The sequence below is a fragment of the Cricetibacter osteomyelitidis genome (assembly GCF_004340985.1).
Taxonomy (GTDB): domain Bacteria; phylum Pseudomonadota; class Gammaproteobacteria; order Enterobacterales; family Pasteurellaceae; genus Cricetibacter; species Cricetibacter osteomyelitidis.
In genome coordinates, this window is the sequence record NZ_SLYB01000003.1 from 69763 (window position 1) to 93645 (window position 23883).

Annotated in this window: 21 protein-coding genes and 1 tRNA gene; 9 read left to right on the top strand and 13 right to left on the bottom strand. The window is 41.7% G+C overall.

Going from position 1 to position 23883, the window contains the following annotated elements:
- Nucleotides 1-12: 12 nt before the first annotated feature.
- From tsaD to EDC44_RS02280, 7 genes are all read left to right on the top strand, one after another.
- Complete coding sequence (gene tsaD / locus EDC44_RS02250) at nt 13-1041, top strand: tRNA (adenosine(37)-N6)-threonylcarbamoyltransferase complex transferase subunit TsaD (protein ID WP_131974956.1); 1029 nt, start codon at nt 13-15, stop codon at nt 1039-1041.
- The gene (locus EDC44_RS02255) at nt 1041-3002 is read left to right on the top strand and encodes a DNA topoisomerase III (RefSeq protein WP_131974958.1); all 1962 of its coding nucleotides are present in this window, start codon (nt 1041-1043) and stop codon (nt 3000-3002) included. The genes tsaD and EDC44_RS02255 overlap by 1 nt, the downstream gene beginning before the upstream one ends.
- A 105-nt stretch (nt 3003-3107) precedes the next feature.
- Nucleotides 3108-3455, top strand: a complete 348-nt coding sequence (gene secG / locus EDC44_RS02260) for a preprotein translocase subunit SecG (protein ID WP_131974960.1) — start codon at nt 3108-3110, stop codon at nt 3453-3455.
- Between the two features lie 14 nt (nt 3456-3469).
- Nucleotides 3470-3555, top strand: a tRNA-Leu gene (locus tag EDC44_RS02265).
- 51 nt (nt 3556-3606) lie between these two features.
- Nucleotides 3607-4098: a thermonuclease family protein gene (locus EDC44_RS02270; RefSeq protein ID WP_131974962.1), complete on the top strand. Its 492-nt coding sequence runs from the start codon at nt 3607-3609 to the stop codon at nt 4096-4098.
- 2 nt (nt 4099-4100) lie between these two features.
- Entirely contained in the window at nt 4101-5303 is a 1203-nt protein-coding gene (locus EDC44_RS02275; protein WP_131974964.1) for an aminotransferase class V-fold PLP-dependent enzyme, read from the top strand.
- A complete protein-coding gene (locus EDC44_RS02280) occupies nt 5303-5686 on the top strand; it encodes a SufE family protein (protein WP_131974966.1) in 384 nt (127 codons plus the stop codon). Before EDC44_RS02275 ends, EDC44_RS02280 begins: the two co-directional genes overlap by 1 nt.
- Here EDC44_RS02280 and EDC44_RS02285 read toward each other — a convergent pair.
- The 13 genes from EDC44_RS02285 to focA form a co-directional block, all read right to left on the bottom strand.
- Nucleotides 5683-9348 carry a DUF2339 domain-containing protein gene (locus tag EDC44_RS02285; protein ID WP_131974968.1) on the bottom strand — a complete coding sequence of 1222 codons (3666 nt, stop codon included), beginning with the start codon at nt 9346-9348 and terminating at the stop codon, nt 5683-5685. The two genes, EDC44_RS02280 and EDC44_RS02285, sit on opposite strands and share 4 nt — an antisense overlap.
- Nucleotides 9349-9357: 9 nt before the next feature.
- Nucleotides 9358-9690: a branched-chain amino acid transporter permease gene (locus EDC44_RS02290; RefSeq protein ID WP_131974970.1), complete on the bottom strand. Its 333-nt coding sequence runs from the start codon at nt 9688-9690 to the stop codon at nt 9358-9360.
- Nucleotides 9687-10403, bottom strand: a complete 717-nt coding sequence (gene azlC, locus EDC44_RS02295) for an azaleucine resistance protein AzlC (protein ID WP_131974972.1) — start codon at nt 10401-10403, stop codon at nt 9687-9689. Before azlC ends, EDC44_RS02290 begins: the two co-directional genes overlap by 4 nt.
- Before the next feature lie 94 nt (nt 10404-10497).
- Entirely contained in the window at nt 10498-11649 is a 1152-nt protein-coding gene (gene fucO / locus EDC44_RS02300) for a lactaldehyde reductase (protein WP_131974974.1), read from the bottom strand.
- A 76-nt stretch (nt 11650-11725) separates the two neighbouring features.
- A complete protein-coding gene (gene fucP / locus EDC44_RS02305) occupies nt 11726-13012 on the bottom strand; it encodes an L-fucose:H+ symporter permease (RefSeq protein ID WP_131974976.1) in 1287 nt (428 codons plus the stop codon).
- A 37-nt stretch (nt 13013-13049) separates the two neighbouring features.
- On the bottom strand, nt 13050-13700 hold the full coding sequence (gene fucA, locus EDC44_RS02310) for an L-fuculose-phosphate aldolase (protein ID WP_131974978.1): 651 nt from the start codon (nt 13698-13700) through the stop codon (nt 13050-13052).
- A 24-nt stretch (nt 13701-13724) separates the two neighbouring features.
- Nucleotides 13725-14159, bottom strand: a complete 435-nt coding sequence (gene fucU, locus EDC44_RS02315; RefSeq protein ID WP_131974980.1) for an L-fucose mutarotase — start codon at nt 14157-14159, stop codon at nt 13725-13727.
- On the bottom strand, nt 14153-15571 hold the full coding sequence (gene fucK / locus EDC44_RS02320) for an L-fuculokinase (RefSeq protein ID WP_131974982.1): 1419 nt from the start codon (nt 15569-15571) through the stop codon (nt 14153-14155). Before fucK ends, fucU begins: the two co-directional genes overlap by 7 nt.
- Before the next feature lie 61 nt (nt 15572-15632).
- On the bottom strand, nt 15633-17399 hold the full coding sequence (gene fucI / locus EDC44_RS02325) for an L-fucose isomerase (RefSeq protein ID WP_131974984.1): 1767 nt from the start codon (nt 17397-17399) through the stop codon (nt 15633-15635).
- A gap of 224 nt (nt 17400-17623) precedes the next feature.
- A complete protein-coding gene (locus EDC44_RS02330; RefSeq protein WP_131974986.1) occupies nt 17624-18376 on the bottom strand; it encodes a DeoR/GlpR family DNA-binding transcription regulator in 753 nt (250 codons plus the stop codon).
- Between the two features lie 125 nt (nt 18377-18501).
- Nucleotides 18502-19431, bottom strand: coding sequence for a LysR family transcriptional regulator (locus EDC44_RS02335; protein WP_131974988.1), 930 nt, complete (start codon nt 19429-19431; stop codon nt 18502-18504).
- A 213-nt stretch (nt 19432-19644) separates the two neighbouring features.
- Nucleotides 19645-21957 carry a formate C-acetyltransferase gene (pflB, locus tag EDC44_RS02340; RefSeq protein ID WP_131974990.1) on the bottom strand — a complete coding sequence of 771 codons (2313 nt, stop codon included), beginning with the start codon at nt 21955-21957 and terminating at the stop codon, nt 19645-19647.
- An 88-nt stretch (nt 21958-22045) separates the two neighbouring features.
- Nucleotides 22046-22894 (bottom strand): formate transporter FocA, encoded by an 849-nt coding sequence (gene focA / locus EDC44_RS02345; protein ID WP_131974992.1) that lies wholly within the window; start codon nt 22892-22894, stop codon nt 22046-22048.
- 275 nt (nt 22895-23169) lie between these two features.
- Between focA and hinT the strand changes: the two genes are divergently transcribed.
- Both hinT and EDC44_RS02355 read left to right on the top strand, forming a co-directional pair.
- Nucleotides 23170-23520: a purine nucleoside phosphoramidase gene (hinT, locus tag EDC44_RS02350; protein ID WP_131974994.1), complete on the top strand. Its 351-nt coding sequence runs from the start codon at nt 23170-23172 to the stop codon at nt 23518-23520.
- Between the two features lies 1 nt (nt 23521).
- Entirely contained in the window at nt 23522-23875 is a 354-nt protein-coding gene (locus EDC44_RS02355) for a DUF1425 domain-containing protein (RefSeq protein WP_131974996.1), read from the top strand.
- Nucleotides 23876-23883: the final 8 nt, after the last annotated feature.

Sequence of the window (23883 nt, forward strand, 5' to 3'; positions counted from 1 at the left end):
ATCAAAGTAAAAATGAAAGTTCTAGGAATCGAAACCTCTTGCGATGAAACCGGTGTCGCTATTTATGACGATGAAAACGGTTTATTGGCAAATCAACTCTACACGCAAATTGCTCTGCATGCCGATTACGGTGGTGTAGTGCCTGAATTGGCATCTCGCGATCATATCCGCAAAACCGCTCCATTAATTCAAGCGGCTCTGGCAGAAGCTAATTTAACCGCACAGGATATTGATGGCATTGCCTACACCTCCGGCCCAGGTTTGGTAGGAGCGTTATTAGTGGGAGCGACCATAGCTCGCTCGCTGGCTTATGCCTGGAATGTACCTGCCGTGGGCGTACACCATATGGAAGGACATTTGCTCGCCCCGATGTTGGCGGAAAACGCACCGCACTTTCCTTTTATAGCCTTATTGGTATCAGGCGGTCACACTCAATTAGTGCAAGTGGACGGTGTAGGAAAATATCGCTTATTGGGCGAATCCATTGATGATGCCGCCGGTGAAGCCTTTGATAAAACCGCAAAATTGCTTGGTTTGGATTATCCGGGCGGCCCTGCTCTATCTCGTTTGGCAGAACAAGGCAATGCACAACGTTTTACTTTCCCACGCCCAATGACAGATCGTCCCGAACTGGATTTCAGTTTTTCCGGCTTAAAAACCTTTGCCGCTAACACCATTGCCAATGCAATTAAAGAAGAAGGCGAATTAACGGAACAAACCCGTTGCGATATTGCTTATGCCTTCCAACAAGCCGTAGTGGAAACCTTAGCCATCAAATGCCGCCGGGCATTAAAAGAAACCGGCTTTAAACGCTTAGTAATAGCCGGCGGTGTGAGTGCCAATAAACAATTACGCCAATATTTAGCGGATTTAATGACCCAATTAGGCGGAGAAGTCTTTTATCCGCCGCCGCAATTTTGCACGGATAATGGAGCCATGATCGCCTACACCGGCTTATTACGGCTAAAAAACGGCGAACAGCAAGATCTTGCCATATCCGTTCGTCCCCGTTGGAATATGACGGAACTACAGGCCATCTAATGCGTCTTTTTATTGCGGAAAAACCCAGTCTGGCTCGTGCCATTGCCGATATTTTACCGAAACCGCACCAACGAAGTGACGGTTTTATCAAATGTGGCAATGACGACTATGTGACTTGGTGTGTGGGTCATTTACTGGAACAGGCGGAACCCGATGCTTACAATCCCATTTTCAAACAATGGCGATTGGAACATTTGCCCATTGTGCCGGATAAATGGCTGTTGATCCCGAAAAAAAGCGTGGCAAAACAATTACAAATCGTGGAAAAACTTATCCGACAAGCGGATATTCTCGTTAATGCCGGTGATCCGGATCGTGAAGGACAACTGTTGGTGGATGAAGTGTTTAGCCACGCCAATATCCCATCAGAAAAACGTGAACAAATTCAACGTTGTTTAATCAGCGATCTCAACCCAAGTGCGGTGGAAAAAGCAGTAAAAAAATTACAACCGAACCGTAATTTCGTGCCACTCGCCACTTCCGCCTTAGCTCGTGCCCGTGCCGATTGGCTGTACGGCATTAATATGACCCGCGCATTTACCATTCGCGGACGACAGGCAGGTTATAACGGCGTATTGTCCGTAGGTCGCGTACAGACACCGGTGTTAGGGCTTATTGTCCGTCGTGACTTAGAAATCGAAAATTTCCAACCAAAAGATTTTTTTGAAGTGCTAGCCCATATTCAAGTACCAGAAACGCCACAAAATCCGACCGCACTTTTTACCGCTTTATGGCAACCCAGCAAAGCCTGCGAAGATTATCAGGACGAAGACGGTCGGGTGATTTCCCGTGCCTTGGCGGAAAATGTCGCCAAACGCATTGCAGGGCAGGAAGCAACAGTCACCGACTATTCGGATAAACGGGAAAAAGAAACCGCTCCACTGCCCTATTCTCTTTCTGCGTTACAGATTGATGCGGCGAAACGTTACGGTATGTCGGCACAAGATGTGCTGGATACCTGCCAACGCTTGTATGAAACCCACAAGATTATTACTTACCCGCGTTCCGATAACCGCTATTTACCCAATGAGCATTTTACTGAACGAATGAAGGTGTTTAATGCCATTCAAAGCCATTCGCAACAATATCAGCCATTACCGGCAATTTTAAATACTAATCAGAAAAACCGGTGCTGGAACGATAAAAAAGTGGAAGCCCACCACGCGATTATTCCGACGGCAAACAGTCGCAATGTACATTTATCGCAAACGGAACAGCAAATTTATGATTTAATTGCCCGCCAATATCTGATTCAATTTTGCGCCGATGCGGAATACCGCAAAAGTAAAATCACCTTGAATATTGCCGGCGGTACTTTTGTGGCTTCCGCCCGCAACTTACAAACAGCCGGTTGGAAAGAATTATTCGGCAAAGAAGATGATAACGAACAGCAAGAACCATTGTTGCCTATTGTGAAAAAAGGTCAAATCCTCTTTTGTGAAAAAGGTGAAATTGTCAGCAAAAAAACACAACCGCCAAAACCGTTTACCGATGCCACTTTACTATCGGCAATGACAGGAATCGCCCGCTTTGTGCAAAATAAAGAATTGAAAAAGATCTTGCGGGAAACTGACGGTCTCGGTACGGAAGCCACGCGAGCCGGCATTATCGAACTACTGTTTAAACGGGAATTTTTGTATAAAAAAGGGCGTAATATCCACAGTACCGAAGCGGGCAGAATTCTGATTCAAGCCCTGCCGGAAATCGCCACCCAACCGGATATGACCGCCCATTGGGAGTCCCAATTAGACAGCATCAGCCGCAAACAGGCCAGTTATCAACAATTTATGGCGACTTTACTACAAATGCTGCCCGATCTCATTGGTTATTATGACTATGCCGCATTGCGCAAACTCAGTAAAGTCAGCCAAACGACTACAACAAAAACAGCAACAAAAACAAATAAAAGCAAATCAACCAAATCACGCAACAAAAACAAAAGTGCGGTAAAAACTGACTGAATTTAGCACAATTAAGGTTAAAATAAAGAAAACTGCTTGCGAAGATGTCCGGCTTCCGTTATCATTCGTGCGTTAAAAATTTTATATAATGAAGAGAAGAAAATAATGGGTTATTCAGTATTGTTAATGGTTTATGCCTTGGTGGCAATTGCATTGATCGGCTTTGTATTAATTCAACAAGGTAAAGGTGCAGACACTGGTGCGTCTTTTGGCGGCGGTGCTTCCGGTACAGTATTCGGTTCTGCCGGTGCAGGTAACTTTTTAACCCGTACAACTTCAATTTTGGCTATCGCTTTCTTTGGTTTAAGTATTGTGATTGGTAACATTAATTCTCATCGTAACAATGTGCAACAAGGAACCTTTGACGATTTGTCGCAAGCGGCGGAACAGCTTCAGCAACAACAATCCGAAGTTCCGGCATTAGAAAATAAAAATAGCGATATACCTCAATAAAATTTAAGAATTTAGCACTTGTGGTGGAATTGGTAGACACGCTATCTTGAGGGGGTAGTGTCCGCAGGACGTGAGGGTTCAAGTCCCTCCAAGTGCACCAATAACGAAAAAAAGCCTAGTTAACCGCTAGGCTTTTTTCTTAGGTTAAAGAATGAAAAAAGTATTATTGCTATTCTTACTTTCCCTGCTTTGTTTTTCTGCCAAAGCTGACCGCAGTTTGTGGTGTACGGTAGTGAAAATTTCGGATGGCGATACCTTTACTTGTTTATTAAGCAATAACAAGCAGTTAAAAGTACGAATGGATCAAATTGATGCTCCGGAAAGAAAACAGCCTTTTGGCAATCATGCCCGTCAGCTGTTGGGGAAATTAATTCACAAACAACCTGTAATGTTATCAATTTCCGGCTATGATCGCTATCAACGTACGCTGGCAACAGTTTATAATATGCAAAAGCAAAATATTAATTTGATGATGGTGCAACAAGGGATGGCTTGGGCTTATGAGCAATATGTGCGGGATCCCATTTATCTCGAAGCTCAACGACAAGCAGTCCAACAACGTATCGGCTTATGGCGGGATAAAAATCCTATTACACCAAGTTTATGGCGTAAACAACAAAAAAATCAGATAAACGGATATTAACAATGGGCTTTAGCGCAACACAATTTCGTCAGGATTTTCCTTATTTTAATCGAACTGATGCGGTGATCTATTTAGATTCGGCTGCCACAGCGTTGAAACCGCAGGTATTAATTGATGCCACGATAGATTTTTATCAATCTGCCGGTTCGGTGCACCGCAGTCAATATGATGAAAAACAGACCGCACTTTATGAGCAAGCCCGCAGTCGGGTGAAAAGTCTGATTAATGCGGAAAGCGAACACGCGGTAATTTGGACTTCCGGTACAACACAAGCCATTAATATTGTAGCAAACGGGTTAATTCCTTATATTCAAACCGATGATGAAATTATGATTAGTGAAGCGGATCACCACGCCAATTTCGTCACGTGGTCGGAAATTGCCAAAAAGTGCGGTGCAAAAATCAGAATTTTACCCATTAATGACGATTTTCTGATTGATGAAAAAGCACTACTTGCCGCACTTAATAAGAAAACCAAATTAGTGGCGATTAATGCGGTTTCCAACGTCACCGGCACGGAGCAACCGATGATTCGCCTTATTCAACAAATTCGCCAACACAGCACCGCACTTATCTTGTTTGATTGTGCCCAAGCGATTAGTCACGTCAAGATTGATTTGCAACAGCTGGATGCGGATTTTATTGCCTTTTCCGCCCATAAATTATACGGACCAAACGGCGTGGGCGTGTTGAGCGGTAAGCTATCATCGCTCAATTTATTGCAACCATTGCTTTATGGCGGCAAGATGATCGAGAAAGTAAGCCCGAAGCAAATCACCTTTGCCGAATTGCCTTACCGCCTTGAAGCCGGCACGCCGAATATTGCAGGTGTAATCGGCTTCAATGCCGTGTTGGAATGGTTGGAAGCGGTTGATGTTCAAGCAGCTGAACAACACGCCATAACGCTTGCCGAGCAAGTGAAAGCACGGTTAAAAAATTATCCGAATTGCCGTTTATTCAATTCACCACAACCAAGCACGGTGGTCAGTTTTGTATTTGATGACATCGCCGCTTCGGATCTCAATACTTTACTCAGCGAACAACAGATCGCCTTGCGAGTGGGTGAACACTGTGCTCAGCCTTATTTGGCACGTCTCGGGCAAACTGCTACCTTACGGTTATCCTTCGCCCCTTATAATACGCAGCAAGATGTGGACGAGTTTTTCAAAGCATTGAATAACAGTTTGAATTTATTAGGTGAATAATGAATTTACAAGCACAATTAATTGCCGCCAAAACGTGGGAAGAACGTTATCGCCTGATCATTCAAGCCGGTAAAAACCTCTCTCGTCCCAATAACGAAGAATTGCAAGCCATGTCGCTAATTAACGGCTGTGAAGCGAAAGTGTGGTTTAAAATCTCCCCAAATTCCAACCGCACTTTTCATTTCAGTGCCTACAGTGAAGCCCGTATTATCAACGGGCTACTGTGGATTTTGCTATTGGAAATTCAAGATAAAAGTGCGGTGCAATTGCAAGTATTTTCACTCACCGATTATTTCGATAAATTAGGCATTGCCCAACGGCTTAGCACCACAAGGCTTAATGGATTGAAGCAAATTGAGCAGATATTGCACCAATTAAATTAATCACCGCTTATTACCTGATTTTTCGGTGGTACCGGGGCAAAATAGCCCACCAACAATAACAGTACACCCACGGCAATAAAGGAGACGATTCTGGCGATACTGCCGCTATTGCCTAATTCTACTAGGAATAATTTCACCACTACAACGCCCATTAATCCGGCACCAATCAGCCAATTTAAACGTTCCTGACGTTTATGGCCAAACATCATTAAAGTAATCGCAGCGGTCGCCCATACGATTGATAAAGTGGATTGCAAGCTGATAGAGGCAAGTAACTCGGTTAAACGCCACGGAATATCATCGTAATAATGCCACATCCGCAGCACCATTATATTCAGCAACAAGAACCCAAATACCGCATAGCCTATATACACCATTGCTTTATGCAGTGACCAGCCGCAGATATGCAACCATTTCCATAACACAAAAGCAAACAGCAGGCTCAGTAGTTCGTATGGATTCAACACCGGAATATACGGGAAATTCGGTACAATGCCGTCCGCGCTAAACGTCATCAATGACCATATTATCAAACAAACAATGGTCGGCAATATGCCAATATCCACAAGACTGCTTAATTTATGCTGTTTGAGTTGTTTGGCAAATTTCACCACCAAGATAAACGCAACCAAAGGCACAATAGTCATCACGCTAAACAGCCAGATTTCCGCCACGTTTTCCCACTTGTTTTCCCAACGAATTGATAACAATGTAAAGGACAACACGAATACATTAAAGCCTACATTGTGCCAAATAATACGTAGTGTTTTTTTAATACGCAACCGCAACTCTTTCATAATGGCAAAATGTAAAGCTAAGGCACAGAATCCACTAATCAAGGAACGCAATAGTTGTGGTTCATAGAAATACTGATGTACGTTTTCATAAAATGTTGCCGCGACAAACAATGGCATAAATGCCAAAGTTAACAGGCTGGCTTGTAACCAGCGTACTTGCCAAGCCCAATACAAAATCACTGCGAATGACAACACCAACGCCGATACTTCCTCAACCCATTCAAAGGATATAAACACATAATAAAGTTGCAGCAAGGCACAAATCAGCACAATCCAACCTAAAATATTTTGCAGTTTTGGTAATTTTGCCGGTTTCCACCGCACTTTATGCAATGTCCACGACGTTGCCAATGCGACAACAGCAACAACTATAGCACTGATTTTCAAACTTAATGCACTGTATTCTGACGGATAACGCAACACTGCAAATAGTGCAAAAACCACCGCACTTGCCACAGCAAACACCCGATTTTCTCGATGATATTGAGCGAATCCATACGCCAAACCAAGCAGTGCACTGACAATGATCGTGGCTTCATCCGACCAAATAGCTAAATTATATAAACGCCATGGTAAGACAGTAGTTAAGAATAAGGTCGCAGCTAACACTGCACCAGCGGCAGATTTTTCCCAATTTAAACTATCTTTGCAATAACGCTGCCACAGCCAAGGAATCAAAGCCCCTGTTGGAATCATCAATAACGCCGTATGAATAGGGAAATTAAATTGATCAAAATGGAACAACCAAGCCAATGCAAACTCAATCATTGCAAAGGCTCGGAATTTCGGTAGTTTGAATTTGATCGCCGCAGCATAAATTAGCAAAGATTGTAATGCGATCAGCCATAATGCTATCGGCATTTGCAAGATATCCAACATTTCCAATCGCAGCGGAATTGCAGCTGCCTGAATAAGTGTTAAGGCCAATACAACGCCTACGGCAAATTTTTCCCACTGTGCAGATTCACTTCGGCGATAACTCTGCCAAAGCACAGCAAAAGCAAAACCGGATACCAACACAATAAATGCGGTGGTCATCGAGAAATCGAAGTTGATAAAATGTTTCAACCAACTTAATACGAATAACAAAGCGGCAAAAGTACGAGATGCGGGCAAACGCTGACGAATACTGAATCCATACACCAATGCTGCTTCTAAACATAAGAAAGTGGCTTTCCAATTACTGTTTTGCGTATCTAAGAACACCAAGGCGGATGTGCCTAAAATCAAAGCTAAGGCAAACATAGCATCAGAAACAATGCGGATATCCACCTTAGAATGGCGAACTAACGTGCCTAACAGCCCATAAAATACAGCAAATCCCAAAGCTGACCACATTGCACCGTTTGTCCAATGATCCGTCATTGCAATTTGATAAACAAAGGCACTGAACGCTACACCAAATAATAAACTGGAATCAAGCACACTGATACGCCCTATAGATTTCAACCAATTGCTGAAAATCTCACTTATCGGGGCATTATTCACATCCACCGGTTGCGGTTGATTTTGCAATGCCAATGCCTGACGATGTGCAAATCGCCATACCACGATGCTGTATAACACCAGATGGAACACTAAAAAGGTTTCGCAAACGCAGAAAAGTTCTGGATTGTAATATTTCATCCCCCAAGTACCGCTGATTAACAAAGTGCCAATGGCACCGATTAGATTTAACGAACGCCAGGATTTAAACCACGCCATTGCGGCCACACCGCAATTGAGCAAGCTGAGATAGCTAAATAAGGCGAGATAATTGCCGCTGCCGTCGGAAACTAAAATTGGAGATGCTAAACCGCCTAATAGTGCAACTTGTGCCAAAATACGGGCATCCTGCAACACGGCCAGCACAGCCATTACCACTACTAATCCAACTTGAATACCAAACACCACAGATTGCGGCAATAAGGTATGTAATTTCAATGCTCCCAAAGCAGTGAGATACAGCACGGCAATTCCTAAGCCTTGCAACGTTAAGCCGTATTCACGGCGTCGGTGACGCAAATACCAGCCAATCACACCGCATACCGCACCTGCAACCGCCACGCTGATATAACGACTTTCGATAGGAAAGGTGAAATGTTCTGATGCAAAACGTAATAAGAATCCCAAACCTAAGAATAGAATCACTGCGCCCACTTTTAACATTGGATTACCGGAAACCAGCCACTGCCAAATTGGGTTTGGTGCGGATTCTTTTTGTGGTTTAGGTTGTTCTTGCTCGCTTTGTGTCCAAGGAGCAATTTGTGATTGCCCAACTGCTGTGCTTTCGGCAATTTGTACAGATTCAATTTGCTGTTCTGAAATAGCTGTATCAGCCATTTCAGCCATGATTTCATCTACTGTTTCCGCTGTTTTATCCATTGCTTCACAATCTGTGATTTTATTATCAAGATCCGCCGCATTACTACTAAACACTTTTATCGCCGATATTTCAGCTTGCGTTTCATTGGTGATTGCCACATCATCAAGTGCAGTGGATTTTTGCGGAATTTCGGTGGTTTGTATTTGTTCGTTTTCAGCAATGTTTGATTGAGAAAACGACTCATCCGTATGATAAAATTGGTAAATTTCATCTCTGGTTCGTAAATGATTGATTTGTTCATTCAGCAGAAAAACTTGGCGTTCTAGCATGGAAATTCGTTTGCCAAGTTCATGCAATACTTCTTTCTGTGATGTGTTGTCGTTTTTTTGCGTATGTGCCGATTGGTGATTTTCATGTGCATTATCTTTGAAACTTGATCGCATTAACGCTATCACCCCACAAAAAACCAAGCCCATTATAAGCCCACCTTCAGCACTTCCATTAAATAATCCGACGATTGTCGAACCAAGACAAATCAAAAGATAAAGCACTATTATCATAAACGCTCCTTATGACACAAACACCGCCTGCACCAGCCATATATAAAGTCCTGTTCCTACCGCCATGGAAAGAAACATATTTTTCTGCCAAAAATGCAAGGCCAGGGTGACGACACCGGCAATAAAATCCGGTGCACCACGATAGCCTTGCAGCACATCAATATTTTTGTAGCAGTAAATTACCAACATTCCAAACATCGCTGCGGGCAGCACTTTGCCGAGATAGCGGATATATTCGGGAATCGGGCGATTAGCGGGAAATACCCAAAACGGCAACAAGCGACACAGATGCACGCCTATGACTCCCATTGCAATAGTAATGATTTCTTGCGTTAAAGTCATTCTAAACGCTCCAGTTTACCGGCTAATTTTTGTCGGCGTAAAGTTAAAATCAACCAAATCACGATTAATGTAGGAATTAAAAATTGTTCTTTCCCCACAAAAACCAAGCAGCATAATGCCACACCTAAGCCTAACAATGAGCTTTCGTGGGATTTTTCTTTCATCCAGTTTTCTGCAAAAATAATAATAAATAAGGCGGTCATGGCAAATTCCACGCCTTTTAAACTAAAAGGCAAAATCGCACCAAATAAATTACCTAATGCGGCTCCGCTCACCCAATAAATCTGTAAATACAAGGTAACGAAAAACATATACCAGCCCTTATCAATGTGAGGTGGGATTTTTGCCATATAATTCAATGAAAAAGCTTCATCAACCAATCCAATGATGAGATACCAGCGTTTTTTGCCGTTTTGTGCACCGTATTTTTCCAACATTGAAATACCGTAAAAAATCTGCCGTCCGCTGACCATTAAGCACACTAATAACACACTAAGCGGTGCAAAAGGAGCAATTAAGGAAGTTGCCACAATAAATTCCACCGAGCCCGCATAAATCAACGTCGCCATCGCTACCGGATACCACACGCTAAAGCCAAGTGCCTTCATATAGATACCATAGGACACGCCTAAGAATAAAAATCCTGCAATCATAGGAGCGGAATAAGGGAACGCCGCTTTTGCTGCGGCTTTGATGGGTGATGTTGTTATCATAAATGTTGTTTTATAAAAAAATTGGCTAATGCCTTAATCATATAAGGTATTAGCCAAATTCTCAACTATTCTGACCGGAGATATTTTATACGGTTTAAAACGCAGCTTTATACACTGCTAAAATATCCTCTGCGGTGCAGTCTCTCGGATTACCCGGTGTGCATACATCATTAAATGCCTCAACAGAAAGTGCGGCCAAATCCTCTTCTTTCACACCGATCGCAGAGAGTTTTTGTGGGATCTGAACATCTCGTGCTAATTGCGTAACGGCATCAACCGCAGCTTGACGATATTCAGCCTGAGTCATTTCATCAACGCCTTTAACGCCCATTGCCCGTGCAATTTCACGGTATTTTTCGCCAGTATAATCTTTATTAAATTCCATTACATAGGGCAATAACACTGCATTGGCAATGCCATGTGGCGTGTCATAATAAGCAGAAAGTGGATGTGCCATGCCATGTACCACGCCTAAGCCTACATTAGAGAACCCCATACCAGCTACATATTGACCAAGAGCCATACCTTCACGACCTTCAGCTGTGTTATCTACCGCACCACGCAAGCTACGAGAAATAATTTCAATGGCTTTTAAATGCAGTGCATCGGTAAGTTCCCAGGCTCCTTTGGTGATATAACCCTCAATTGCATGAGTGAGTGCATCCATACCGGTTGCAGCGGTTAAACCTTTTGGCATGCTTGCCATCATATCAGGATCAACGATGGCAATAGCGGGCACATCATGCACATCCACACAAACAAACTTGCGTTTTTTCTCTTCATCGGTAATCACATAGTTAATAGTGACTTCCGCTGCAGTACCTGCGGTAGTTGGTACGGCAATAATCGGTACGCATTTTTGGCGAGTCGGGGCAACGCCTTCGAGTGAAAGCACATCGCTAAATTCCGGATTATTGGTAATAATACCAATTGCTTTGGCACTATCAATCGGCGAACCTCCGCCGATAGCGATCATATAATCAGCGTCTGCGGCTTTGAATTTTGCCACACCCGTTTTAATGACATCAACACTTGGATTGGCTTTCACTTCATCAAAAATCTCATAATCAAGTCCTGCTGCATCTAAAAGTGCGGTCACTTTTTCAGCTACTTTAAACTTGATCAAGTCCTTATCCGTGACAATTAAACCTTTTTTAAAACCACGACTTTTCACTTCATGGACGATATGCTCAATCGCACCTTTACCGTGATAACTGGTTTCATTCAAAATCATTCGATTTGCCATTGTATAACTCCTTAATTTTATTTTTTATGATTCGTTAATAAGGCGGTAATCAAATCACCGCCTTATGTTGTTTTGTTTATTTTAAAACTTTCCAGCTTCTGTAACCGTAGATTGCGATAACGACGAAACAGATAAGAGGAAGAACAAATGATGCGTTCACTGCGGGTAAGCCGGCAACTACGCCTTGGTCAATGATAGAGCCTTGTAACGGTGGCATCAATGCACCACCCACGATAGCCATTACAAGACCGGCCGCACCTAAGGCCGATTCTTCTTTTAAGCCGTTTAATGCAATACCGTAGATAGTCGGGAACATTAAGGACATGAAGCCTGATGTTAAAATTAAGCAGTATAAGCCCCACACGCCGTCAATGAAAATAACCCCTAAGATACTGAAGAAACCGCCTATTGCGAAAAGTAATAACATAAATTCAGCTTTGAGATATTTCATTAAACTGGTGCTGATAAAACGACTACAGATAAAGATAGTCATAGCAATAATATTGAAGTTTTGTCCTTCTGCCTTAGTGAAACCTAAACGTTCTGCGTATTGCACAATGAATGTCCAGCACATAATTTGCACGCCTACATAGAACACTTGGGCAATCACACCTTCACGATATTTGGCATTTTTAATTAAGCGACTAAATGCTTCACCCAAGGAGATTTTATTACCTTCTTCCACTTTTACAGCAGGCATTTTGTAGAATGCAATAATGACTAATACCGCCACAACCACAAAACCTAATGCAATATAAGGATCACGAATTTCAGCTAAATCATGGGTACGAACGCCCGCTTTTTCCGCTTCTGATAAGGTAGAGAAAATGAGATTTCCCGCCGCATCACGTTTATCAGATTCCAAATTAGTGAGCACCAATTGTGAAGCAACGAACATTCCGGTAATCGAACCCAACGGGTTAAACGATTGTGCAAAGTTCAAACGACGTGTTGCAGTTTGCGGATCGCCCATGGCTAAAATATACGGGTTTGCAGTGGTTTCGAGGAACGCAAGCCCGAAGGTTAAAATATAAAGTGAAAATAAGAAGAACGTGAACACTTCATATTTAGCCGCAGGCCAAAATAAAAATGCACCGATAGCATATAGTACAAGACCTAACATAATCCCCGCTTTATAACTATAACGGCTAGCGAATAAAGCGGCAGGAATTGCCATGGTACCGTAACCACCATAAAACGCAAATTGCACTAATGCAGCTTCAGAAGCAGGTATTTCCATTACAGTTTGGAACACTGCCACCATCGGATTGGTTATATCATTCGCAAATCCCCATAAAGCAAATAAACTGGTGATTAGAATAAATGGCACAACATATTTTTTCTCAAGAACTTTTGCTGTCATACGATTTTCCTTCTAAAATATCGAGTCAGTAATCAATTTATTCTTCTATACGCAAACCATAAGATTTAAATTTTTCTAATACAACTTTCATTTCTTCTTTTGGTAGTAACGGAATTTCTAAGCCGGTGGCAAGTAATTTTAAATACCAGCTTGCTAACACTTCCACTTCGTGTGCCAGCCATAGAGCTTTATCTAAATTTTGATCGGCAGCGATTAAGCCGTGATGAGCAAGTAAAATGGCTTTACTTTCTTTAATGCCTTCACGCACATAATCCGCTAATTTATGAGTACCGAAAGTGGCATAAGGCACACAAGGAATATGATCAGTACCGCCGACCGCAATCATGTAGTGAATGGCCGGAATCGGTCTTTCTAAAATTGATAATGCCGCACAGTTTAAGGCATGATTATGCACTACAGCATCCACATCATTGCGTGCTTCATATGCGGCCAAATGGAATTGCCATTCGCTAGACGGCAATTTGCCCTCTTCGTGTTTACCGTGTTTATCCACATACACGATTGAATCTTCCGTCAATAATTCATAAGGTGTGCCTGTTGGAGTGATTAACATACCGTTTTGATAACGTACGCTGACATTACCTGCGGTACCTTGATTTAAACCAAGTCTGGTCATTTCAAGACAAGTATCAATAATTTTTCTGGATAATGCTTTACGATTACTCATTTTATTTACCTCTAATTTAAAAATTTATTTAATAGGCGTAACACCTTTTTTGATAATAATATTGCCGTATTTAGCGGTTTCTCCGGTAATTACCACAGCATAGGCTTGTTTTGCACGTTCATAAAAAGCGAACCGTTCAATGCGTTCTAAATTTGGTACAATTTCCACCGCACTTTTAATTGCTGCCAAATAACGGGCTTCCACACTAGGATCTAAAGTATCTCCAGTAACGGCCTGCATCATAATAAGCGGTGCTTCCACATAGGCATCAAATTCAAATAATGGACTGATACCAGTTAATAAAGTGTCAACACCAATGCCGTCAGCACGGATCACTTTGGGATGGAGTTGATGTGCAGGAAAGTGGGCATCAGACAAAACCAGTTCATCGCCATGTCCCATTTCTGCAAGTATTTTCAATAATTCCGGTGAAATTGCAGGGTGGATTCCTTTTAACATTGTGGTTCTCCTTTTGGTAAAATTCTCATTTTTTCAGGTTTCATCGCTTGTTGAGCGGCTTGGTTATCGGCATACACGCCTACTCCGGTAAAGGTAAACATCGCAGCACCCAACACGGTACTTTCTGCCACATCAACGACGTCGATAGGTAAGCCCAACACATCCGCTCGAATTTGATTCCATAAACGATTTTTTGAACCACCGCCTACACAAATGATGCTGTCGGCTTTAAATTGACTTATTTGTTGCAACACTTGCAAGCCGTTTTTTAGTTGATTAGCCATATAGAAAAGGGCGGCACGATAAATCTCACCACGAGTTGAGAACATGGAAAGCCCTGCGATCTCACCTTGCCCTAATTGCCCCAAAACACCTTGAAAATTGACCGCACTTTGTGAAGCAGCTTCCCCTTCGCTGATCATAGTTGAATAATATTGGTCGGTGCCGACTACATCAGCAAAGAACATTTTGCCAATCCATTCCATAATGCCTGAACCAACCCATTGCACCGCAGGATTAAAGCAGTTGGCTTGAACATCAAATTCAGTGGTTAAACCTTGCGAAATAAATTCAAAATGCGGAGATGCGGTTTGCGTTCTCGCCATTAAAATTTCCCACGTGCCCGAACTTAATACCGGTTGATTTAAACTGGCTCCCGAACCGAATACCGCAAACTGTGTATCATGCCCGCAAGAAATCACAGGAACAGGATTTAAGCCGAAACGTTCGCAAAGTGCGGTCGATAATTGCCCAATTTTTTCGCCTGCATCGACCATTGGTGGAAAATGCTGACTGTTCAATCCTAAGATGTTCAACACTTCGTCGTCCCAGTCATGCGTTGTCAAATTGGTCATCATAGATGTACCTGCCATAGTGCGATCCGTGGTAAACACACCAGTTAAACGTTGGCTAAGCATTGATGAGATAAACACCCATTTATCCATTTGAGCAAATACTTCCGGCTGATTTTCTTTTAACCAAAGTAATTTGAAGAGTGTATTAAAACTGTATTGCCCGATACCGTTGCGTTGATAAAGCTTTTCCACATCTAAATAGTGCGAAAGATTTTCCATCACAGAAATGGTACGCGGACATTTCCACGAAATAATCGGGTAAAGTTGCTTACCGTCTTTATCAAAGGGTGCACCGTCCACACCAAAGGTAGTGACGGAAATGCCGACAATTTCACTTAAATCAATTTGTTGTTTTTTGAGTGCAGATAATGTCTGATCCGCACAGAATGTTAATTTTTGCCAAATTTCTTCAAAATCCCAAATGTGATAATCAGGATTTTCTGCCACCAAATGAGTGGCATTCGGTAAATGGCTTGAAGCGACAATTTTGCCTTTTTCATTGATGGCAATTGTGCGTAAATTGGTTGCCCCGCAGTCAAAAATAAGCACTAAAGACATGTAAATCATCTCCTAAATCTCCCTATCCCCTCTTTTAAAAGAGGGGACTTAGGAGAATCTCTTATTTATACAATGGTCCAAAGTTAGCACAAGCGCGATAATCCTGACCTTCCTTGTCTTGACCAAAACCATTCCATGCACTTGGACGGAACACATCTTTATCTGCCACGTTATGCATACACACTGGAATACGTAACATTGACGCAAGGGTAATTAAATCCGCACCTACGTGACCATAAGTGGCTACGCAGTGGTTCGCTCCCCAGTTTGCCATCACCGAATACACATCAGTAAATGCACCAGTACCTGTCAGACGTGGCACAAACCAAGTACAAGGCCAAGTTTCATTAGTACGTTTCATCAAGATATCATGAGCCTCAGCAGGTAATTCAATAGACCAACCTTCGGCAATTTGCAACACCGGACCAAGACCACGAATAATATTGATACGATGCATAGTAAACGGCATACCGCCCTTAGTGTTAAATTGAGAAGATAAACCGCCTCCACGGAAATATTCATGTACCGCAGGGCACCATGAAGTATGTTCTAAACAACGTCGGCCGTCAGCTTCTGTGACTTCCCAAGCTGGTTTAATGACCGGATTACCGTTTTGATCTTGATGTTGACCGCTACCATCTAATGCGGCAGAACCTGAGTTAATAAGATGGATAAAGCCCGATTCCGGACGAAAACCGGTGGCTTTCTCACAAGCTTCAGGGCTCCAGTAAGTACGTACATCGGCAAAAATTTGTGCTTGACCGGTCAACTGATTACCAAACAACATATTCACGCCATTTAAACTATCGTTTTCCGTTGCCAAAATATGTGGTGGACGTACCCCATTCCAGTCGTAAGTAGAATTAAGAATAGCTTCCATAAAATCGCCATTTGGTAAATGATCCGTCCATTGACGTTGACCTTGGAAACCAGCGGCAATAGCATTGTGTCCCATTGATTCTTCCACATAATTCATTTCGGCTAATTTTGGATTGCCTATCATTAAATCACGAGCAATAATGGTCATTTTCACCACATCTTCCCAAAGTTTCGCTCTTTCGTCGGCAGAACGTTGATATTCAGGATTATTAACATCAATGCCTTCTTTACAATATTGTTTTACCCAAGCCAACGCCAATTCCACTTCATCTTTATCATAAATTTCACGATCTAAACGACGTTTGATTTCGGTCATATCCACATATTCATTACGCATACCCAAGTATTCTTGGAAGAATTGTTGATTTACGATTGAACCTGCAATCCCCATAGACACTGAACCGATAGATAAATAAGATTTACCACGAATATTTGCCACCGCAAGACCGGCACGGGCAAAGCGTAATAATTTTTCTTTTACATCTTCAGGAATACTCGTGTCGTCGGCTTCCTGCACTTCAGTGCCATAAATTGAAAATGCCGGCAAGCCCATTTGAGAATGACCCGCAAGAGCGGCCGCTAAATATACGGCACCCGGACGTTCTGTACCGTTAAAACCCCAAATGGCTTTTGGCATAAACGGATCCATATCAATAGTTTCTGAACCATAGCACCAACAAGGTGTAACGGTAATCACCGCTCCCACATTATTAAGTTTAAATTTTTCTGCACAAGCAACGGCTTCTGCTACACCACCAATGGTGCTATCTGCAATTACACATTCGACAAAAGAACCGTCAGGATGACGAATGTGGGTTTGCAATAGTTGAGCAACGGACTCCGCCATATTCATGGTTTGTTCTTCAAGGGATTCACGAACGCCCATACGACGACCATCAATAGTAGGACGAATACCGATTTTTACTGGTGTTGATTTAAATTGTGTCATATCTATTTCCTCTCTGATTTGAGTTTTTAGTTAAACAACTAGAAACTTGCGTTTCGTTGAGATTATTTTTCACTAAAACAAGCAAAGAAAATAGAAATTTTTAAATTTAATGTTAGATTTGTGACCGAGTTCACAAAATTCGGGCATAAAAAGAGAAAAATAACCAAATAAAATGCCCGATTAGCATATTAAAAATGACAAATCGGGCATTTCGGTCATAAATTTTAGCAAACGGTTAATAGCACATTATGTTCGTGGCAATAATTATTCAGCAAATTTGAGGGTTGTTGGTTGGTAAATAGAATATCCAGTTGAGATAAATCAGCTAATTTAATTAAATTGCTTTTACCAAATTTAGAATGATCCAATAATAAAAATTTTTGTTCCGAAGCATCCATTATTTTTCTTTTTAATGAAGCATTTAATTCATTTGATTCCCATAACGCGCCATTTTCGTCTAAACCGGTGCAGGAAAAAATACCAATATCAATATGCAAACGCTGTAATAATTGCTCAGATAAAGGGCCGTAAAAAGCATCGTATTTTGCCGAATACACACCACCGGTGGCAATCGTTTTTATATTAGTTTTATTAACTAATGCGGTGATATTATGCATAGAATTAGTCACCACAGTACAAGGTATATCAGGAATAAGTTGAGCAAAATGCCAGCTGGTGGAACTGGCATCAAGTCCAATCACAGCATCTTCAAACACATATTCCATAGCTTGTTCTGCAATACGATGTTTTTCATCATAATTGGAACGCTGCCTTGCTTGAAAAGAACTCCCTACATCTTTCGTTTTACGGCTAACAGCACCGCCATGCACACGATAGAGCAAGCCTTGTTTCGCCAAATAAGTTAAATCACGGCGAATAGTTTCTACCGAAACCCCAAGCTCTGCCGCTAATACATTGACATTCACTTTGCCCTGCAAATTTAGCTGCTGCAAGATAGATTCTTCTCTTTTTTGCATCTTCATACCCCAAACGGTCATAACGGTCATTTAATTTGATTATAATGATTACAATACAAAAAAGAAAGCTAAGATATTTTTAATATGCCAAAAATCTGAAAATTCTACCGCACTTTTAACCATTTTTATGATTCCAACACCGACAATCCTGTCAATGTGGCAAAACTTTGTGATTTCACGGTTTGATAAAAATCATCAATATAGGCGACATTCGCATCACTTTCACGGAATGCGGCGTATAAATTGCTGTATAGCCCTTGTTTGGTAATTTTTTTCGCCACCACATAACCGCGATCCAAATAAGGTTTGGCAGCCCAGTAAGGCAAGGAGGCAATACCACGTTTACTGGCAACCAGTTGAATAATCGCAATAGTCAATTCACTGGTACGGCGGTTAGGCATAATGCCTTTAGGCTGAAGTACCTTGCGTAATAAATCCAGCATATCATCGGGCACAGGATAAGTGATCCAGGTTTGATCGATAAAATCTTCCGCTTCCCAAATTTCTTTATCAGCTAACGGATGATCTTTAGCACATAATCCCACCATTTCATAAGAAAATAGCGGTTTATGAATAATCCCTTGTGTTTCTTCAATTTCCGACACCACAGCCCAATCTGCACGATGAGTCAGCAATAAGCCTACGGTATCCGTATGGAAGCCGGACACAATATCCAGTTCAACTAAAGGCCAGTGGCTACGAAAAGAATCCATTGCAGGCATTAACCAATCAAAACAGGTGTGACATTCCACCGCAATACGCAATTCCCCCGCCTCACCTTGTTTGACACGTGCCAAATCCCGTTCTGCTTCCATCACTTTCGGTAAAATCTCGTTTGCCAGTTGGATTAAACGTTCGCCAGCCGCGGTGAAACGTAACGGCTGAGTTTTACGCTCAAATAATGGCATATCATATTGTTCTTCCAGAAATTTAAGTTGGTGAGATAGTGCCGATTGTGTGAGATACACCCGCTTTGCCGCTTGTGAAACACTGCCGGTTTCCTTCAATGCCAGCAATGTTTTAAGATGTCGAAGTTCAAGAAAAATCGGTTTCATTAAGATTATTCATATAATAAAAGAATATGTTGAATAATAATACAGAAAAACTTCGGAAAAAGAAACCGCACTTTGCTCTGTAAACTCGCTAAAGTGCGGTAGATTTTGGTTAAATTTCAGTAAATATTTAATTTGATTTTCCTCTAATAAGAATTAAAAATTGATAAAAAAATACCGCTCTTGAGAGCGGTATGGTATTCAATTCACTTTACATTACATAGTTTGTGTAAATGTACGAGTGATTACATCTTGTTGTTGCTCTTTAGTTAAAGAGTTGAAACGTACCGCGTAACCGGATACGCGAATAGTTAATTGCGGATATTTTTCCGGATTTTCCATCGCATCTAATAACATTTCACGGTTCATGACATTCACATTCAAGTGTTGACCGCCTTCCACTTCGGCTTCGTGGTGGAAATAACCGTCCATTAAGCCTGCAAGGTTACGTTTTTGTGCTTCGTAATCTTTACCTAATGCGTTTGGTACGATTGAGAAGGTATATGAAATACCGTCTTTCGCGTATGCAAACGGCAGTTTAGCCACCGATGTCAATGAGGCTACCGCACCTTTTTGATCACGACCGTGCATTGGGTTCGCACCCGGTCCGAACGGAGCACCGGCACGACGACCATCCGGAGTGTTACCTGTTTTCTTACCATATACCACGTTAGAAGTAATAGTAAGAACAGATTGAGTCGGCGTTGCATTGCGATAAGTTTTGTGCGTTTGAATTTTTTTCATGAAACGTTCAACTAAATCCACTGCAATGTCGTCCACACGGCTGTCGTTGTTACCGAATTGCGGATATTCACCTTCAATTTCAAAGTCGATAGCCACATTGCTTGCCACTACATTACCGTCTTTATCTTTGATATCGCCGCGAACCGGTCTAACTTTCGCATATTTGATTGCTGAAAGTGAATCCGCCGCAACAGAAAGGCCCGCAATACCGCAAGCCATCGTACGGAATACGTCACGATCGTGGAATGCCATTAATGCCGCTTCATAAGCATATTTATCGTGCATAAAGTGGATGATATTCAACGCAGTCACATATTGAGTTGCCAACCAATCCATAAAATGGTCCATACGAGTCATTACATCGTCAAAGTCAAGATATTCATCTTTGATTGGCTCAGTTTTAGGACCCACTTGCATACCTAATTTTTCATCGATACCGCCGTTGATTGCGTAAAGCATGGTTTTCGCCAAGTTTGCACGAGCACCGAAGAATTGCATTTGTTTACCCACAACCATCGGAGATACACAACAAGCGATAGCGTAGTCATCGTTATTGAAATCCGGACGCATTAAGTCATCGTTTTCGTATTGTACGGATGAAGTATCAATAGATACTTTCGCACAGTAACGTTTGAAACCATCCGGTAATTGTTCTGACCAAAGAATCGTTAGGTTCGGTTCAGGTGACGGCCCCATTGTGTATAGGGTATTTAAGAAACGGAAGCTGTTTTTAGTAACCAAAGTACGGCCGTCTAAACCCATACCTGCTAAAGTTTCAGTTGCCCAGATAGGGTCACCGGAGAATAATTGATCGTATTCAGGCGTACGTAAGAAACGAACCATACGTAATTTCATAACTAGATGGTCGATTAATTCTTGTGCTTCTTTTTCAGTGATTTTGCCTGCTTTTAAGTCACGTTCGATGTAGATATCCAAGAATGAAGATACACGACCGAATGACATTGCCGCACCGTTTTGAGATTTAACGGCCGCAAGATAAGCGAAGTAAGTCCATTGAACCGCTTCCTGTGCATTGGTTGCCGGTCCTGACACATCATAGCCATAGCTCGCAGCCATTTCTTTGATTTTACCAAGTGCACGATGTTGTTCGGAGATTTCTTCACGTAATTGGATGGTTAATTGAAGATCTTCGCCTGATTCCAAACGTGGTTGTAACGAATTGAATTGACGTACTTTATCTTTCATTAAGAAATCAGCACCGTACACGGCTAAACGACGATAGTCACCGATGATACGGCCACGACCATACGCATCCGGTAAACCTGTTAATACGCCTGATTTACGGCAACGTAAAATATCCGGCGTATAAACGTCGAATACGCCCTGGTTATGTGTTTTACGGTATTCGGTAAAAATATGTTTTACTTGCGGATCTAATTCACGACCGTAAACTTTACAAGAACCTTCCACCATTTTAATACCGCCGAACGGCATAATGGCACGTTTTAACGGAGCATCAGTTTGTAAACCAACGATTTTTTCTAAATCTTTGATGATATAACCCGCTGCGTGTGAAGTAATAGTTGATGGATTTGAAGTATCGAAATCATAAGGTTCGTGTGTTTTGTTTTCTATTTTGATGCCTTCCATTACTTTGTTCCAAAGTGTGGTTGTTGCATCTGTTGCACCCGCTAAAAAAGATTCGTCGCCTTCATAAGGAGTATAGTTCTGTTGAATGAAATCACGTAAATTTACGTTTTCTTGCCAGTCACCACCGACAAACCCTTCCCAGGCTTTTTGTTGAGCTTCAGTTAATTGAGCCATTTTTTGACATCCTTACATTGTTTAATAAAACTATAAAAATTTGTAACGGTATAAACCACATACCGTTACACCTAACAAATTTTAGCGTTTAATGCGGACGGTTAATATTCCACAACGCTAATGCAATACAAACACCGCCACCGACAATATTACCCAAGGTGACAGGTATTAAATTCTTCACTATAAAATGATAGACATCTAAATCCGCATATTGTTCAGGATTTAATCCGATTGCCTGCCAAAATTCCGGTGAACTGAAATGTGCGGTAATAATTCCCATCGGAATCATAAACATATTCGCTACGCTATGTTCAAAACCGGAAGCGACAAATAAAGCGATCGGCAACATCATAATAAAGGCTTTGTCGGTTAATGTCTTACCCGCGTAAGTCATCCATACTGCGATACAAACCATGATGTTACAAAGAATACCTAAACAGAACGCTTCAGTCCAAGTATGATGAATTTTATGTTGTGCGGTATTTAAAATAGTCAGTCCCCACTGACCGTTCGCCGCCATAGTTTGTCCGGCAAACCAGACCACCGCCACAATAAATAACGCCCCGACGAAGTTACCCAAATACACCACGCACCAGTTACGTAACATCTGTAACGTATTAATTCTTCCGCTGGCACGAGCAACCGTCGTCATTGTTGATGAGGTAAATAATTCCGATCCGCAAACCACAACCATAATCACACCCAACGAAAACACCAAACCGCCGACCAATTTGGTTAGCCCCCAAGGAGCCGAACCTGCCGCGGTTTGTGTGGTAGTATAAAAAATGAAAGCTAATGCGATAAATGCACCGGCGGGAATTGCAGAATAGAAAGAAAGGAGTTGTTTTTTAGTTGCTTTATAAACACCGACGTCTTCGCCGATTTGCGACATCTCAGCAGGCTTTAACATCACTGTGTTGTCCACATTGTTTTCCATTGTATGCCTCCAATTTAAGAGAGAATTAATAAGACTCAAGGTTTACATTTAGTCTCAACTTTAAGTATCGTTAAGATACTTCAAAAAAATTTTATAATTTATAAATATTTTTAATTATAGGACTTTTTACAGCCCGTGCCAACTTTTTTTATCCCCTATCGGAGTTATATTTTAATATATTGACTTAAATCAATAATTACAAAAAATTGCTATTTTTTTAAAATTTTGGTACAACAACCACATTTATTTCACTAAGAAAAAATAAGGACAATATTATGGCAACCGAAACCATTTTCAGCAAAATCATCCGCAAAGAAATTCCTGCAGATATTGTATATCAAGATGAATTAGTGACTGCATTCCACGACATTTCACCACAAGCTAAAACTCATATTTTGATTATTCCGAATCACATTATTCCAACGGTAAACGATGCCACAGAACAAGATGAATTAGCATTAGGCCGTTTATTTACTGTTGCGGCAAAACTCGCTCAACAAGAAGGCATTGCCGAAGACGGCTATCGTTTAATTGTGAACTGTAACAAACACGGTGGTCAGGAAGTGTTCCACTTGCACATGCACTTAGTGGGCGGCGAACCTTTAGGCAGAATGTTGGCAAAATAAGATGAAAAAAATAATTTTTCTATTTTTGACCGCACTTTTAGCGGCTTGTTCCAGTCAACCGAATCTAGTGCACACCAATAAGCCGATTTTAAATATCGAATCCACACTTAATCCGAATGTGGATGTGTCATTGCACAGCAGCAGTGCAACAATCCGCAACACCAGCGATTATGCATTGTCGATTAATTATTTGGTGACTTGGTATAATGCCAATGGCATCACGCAATTACCGGACAGCGTTCAAGATAAACAATTCCAATCGTTCCGCCTGCAAGCCAAAGAAAAAATCACCTTGCAATTTACCAAACCCACAAACGAAAGTATGATTTATCGTTTGTATATGGCACTCAAATAATCGAGCAT

Excerpts from the sequence above, each read along its gene's own strand:
- fucA (WP_131974978.1), bottom strand. The coding sequence starts at position 13,700 with ATGAGTAATCGTAAAGCATTATCCAGAAAAATTATTGATACTTGTCTT.
- fucK (WP_131974982.1), bottom strand. The coding sequence starts at position 15,571 with ATGTCTTTAGTGCTTATTTTTGACTGCGGGGCAACCAATTTACGCACA.
- EDC44_RS02285 (WP_131974968.1), bottom strand. The coding sequence starts at position 9,348 with ATGATAATAGTGCTTTATCTTTTGATTTGTCTTGGTTCGACAATCGTC.
- EDC44_RS02330 (WP_131974986.1), bottom strand. The coding sequence starts at position 18,376 with ATGCAAAAAAGAGAAGAATCTATCTTGCAGCAGCTAAATTTGCAGGGC.
- focA (WP_131974992.1), bottom strand. The coding sequence starts at position 22,894 with ATGGAAAACAATGTGGACAACACAGTGATGTTAAAGCCTGCTGAGATG.
- fucP (WP_131974976.1), bottom strand. The coding sequence starts at position 13,012 with ATGACAGCAAAAGTTCTTGAGAAAAAATATGTTGTGCCATTTATTCTA.
- EDC44_RS02275 (WP_131974964.1), top strand. The coding sequence starts at position 4,101 with ATGGGCTTTAGCGCAACACAATTTCGTCAGGATTTTCCTTATTTTAAT.
- EDC44_RS02280 (WP_131974966.1), top strand. The coding sequence starts at position 5,303 with ATGAATTTACAAGCACAATTAATTGCCGCCAAAACGTGGGAAGAACGT.
- fucO (WP_131974974.1), bottom strand. The coding sequence starts at position 11,649 with ATGGCAAATCGAATGATTTTGAATGAAACCAGTTATCACGGTAAAGGT.
- EDC44_RS02335 (WP_131974988.1), bottom strand. The coding sequence starts at position 19,431 with ATGAAACCGATTTTTCTTGAACTTCGACATCTTAAAACATTGCTGGCA.
- EDC44_RS02355 (WP_131974996.1), top strand. The coding sequence starts at position 23,522 with ATGAAAAAAATAATTTTTCTATTTTTGACCGCACTTTTAGCGGCTTGT.
- pflB (WP_131974990.1), bottom strand. The coding sequence starts at position 21,957 with ATGGCTCAATTAACTGAAGCTCAACAAAAAGCCTGGGAAGGGTTTGTC.
- secG (WP_131974960.1), top strand. The coding sequence starts at position 3,108 with ATGGGTTATTCAGTATTGTTAATGGTTTATGCCTTGGTGGCAATTGCA.
- EDC44_RS02255 (WP_131974958.1), top strand. The coding sequence starts at position 1,041 with ATGCGTCTTTTTATTGCGGAAAAACCCAGTCTGGCTCGTGCCATTGCC.
- fucI (WP_131974984.1), bottom strand. The coding sequence starts at position 17,399 with ATGACACAATTTAAATCAACACCAGTAAAAATCGGTATTCGTCCTACT.
- azlC (WP_131974972.1), bottom strand. The coding sequence starts at position 10,403 with ATGATAACAACATCACCCATCAAAGCCGCAGCAAAAGCGGCGTTCCCT.
- EDC44_RS02270 (WP_131974962.1), top strand. The coding sequence starts at position 3,607 with ATGAAAAAAGTATTATTGCTATTCTTACTTTCCCTGCTTTGTTTTTCT.
- fucU (WP_131974980.1), bottom strand. The coding sequence starts at position 14,159 with ATGTTAAAAGGAATCCACCCTGCAATTTCACCGGAATTATTGAAAATA.
- hinT (WP_131974994.1), top strand. The coding sequence starts at position 23,170 with ATGGCAACCGAAACCATTTTCAGCAAAATCATCCGCAAAGAAATTCCT.
- tsaD (WP_131974956.1), top strand. The coding sequence starts at position 13 with ATGAAAGTTCTAGGAATCGAAACCTCTTGCGATGAAACCGGTGTCGCT.
- EDC44_RS02290 (WP_131974970.1), bottom strand. The coding sequence starts at position 9,690 with ATGACTTTAACGCAAGAAATCATTACTATTGCAATGGGAGTCATAGGC.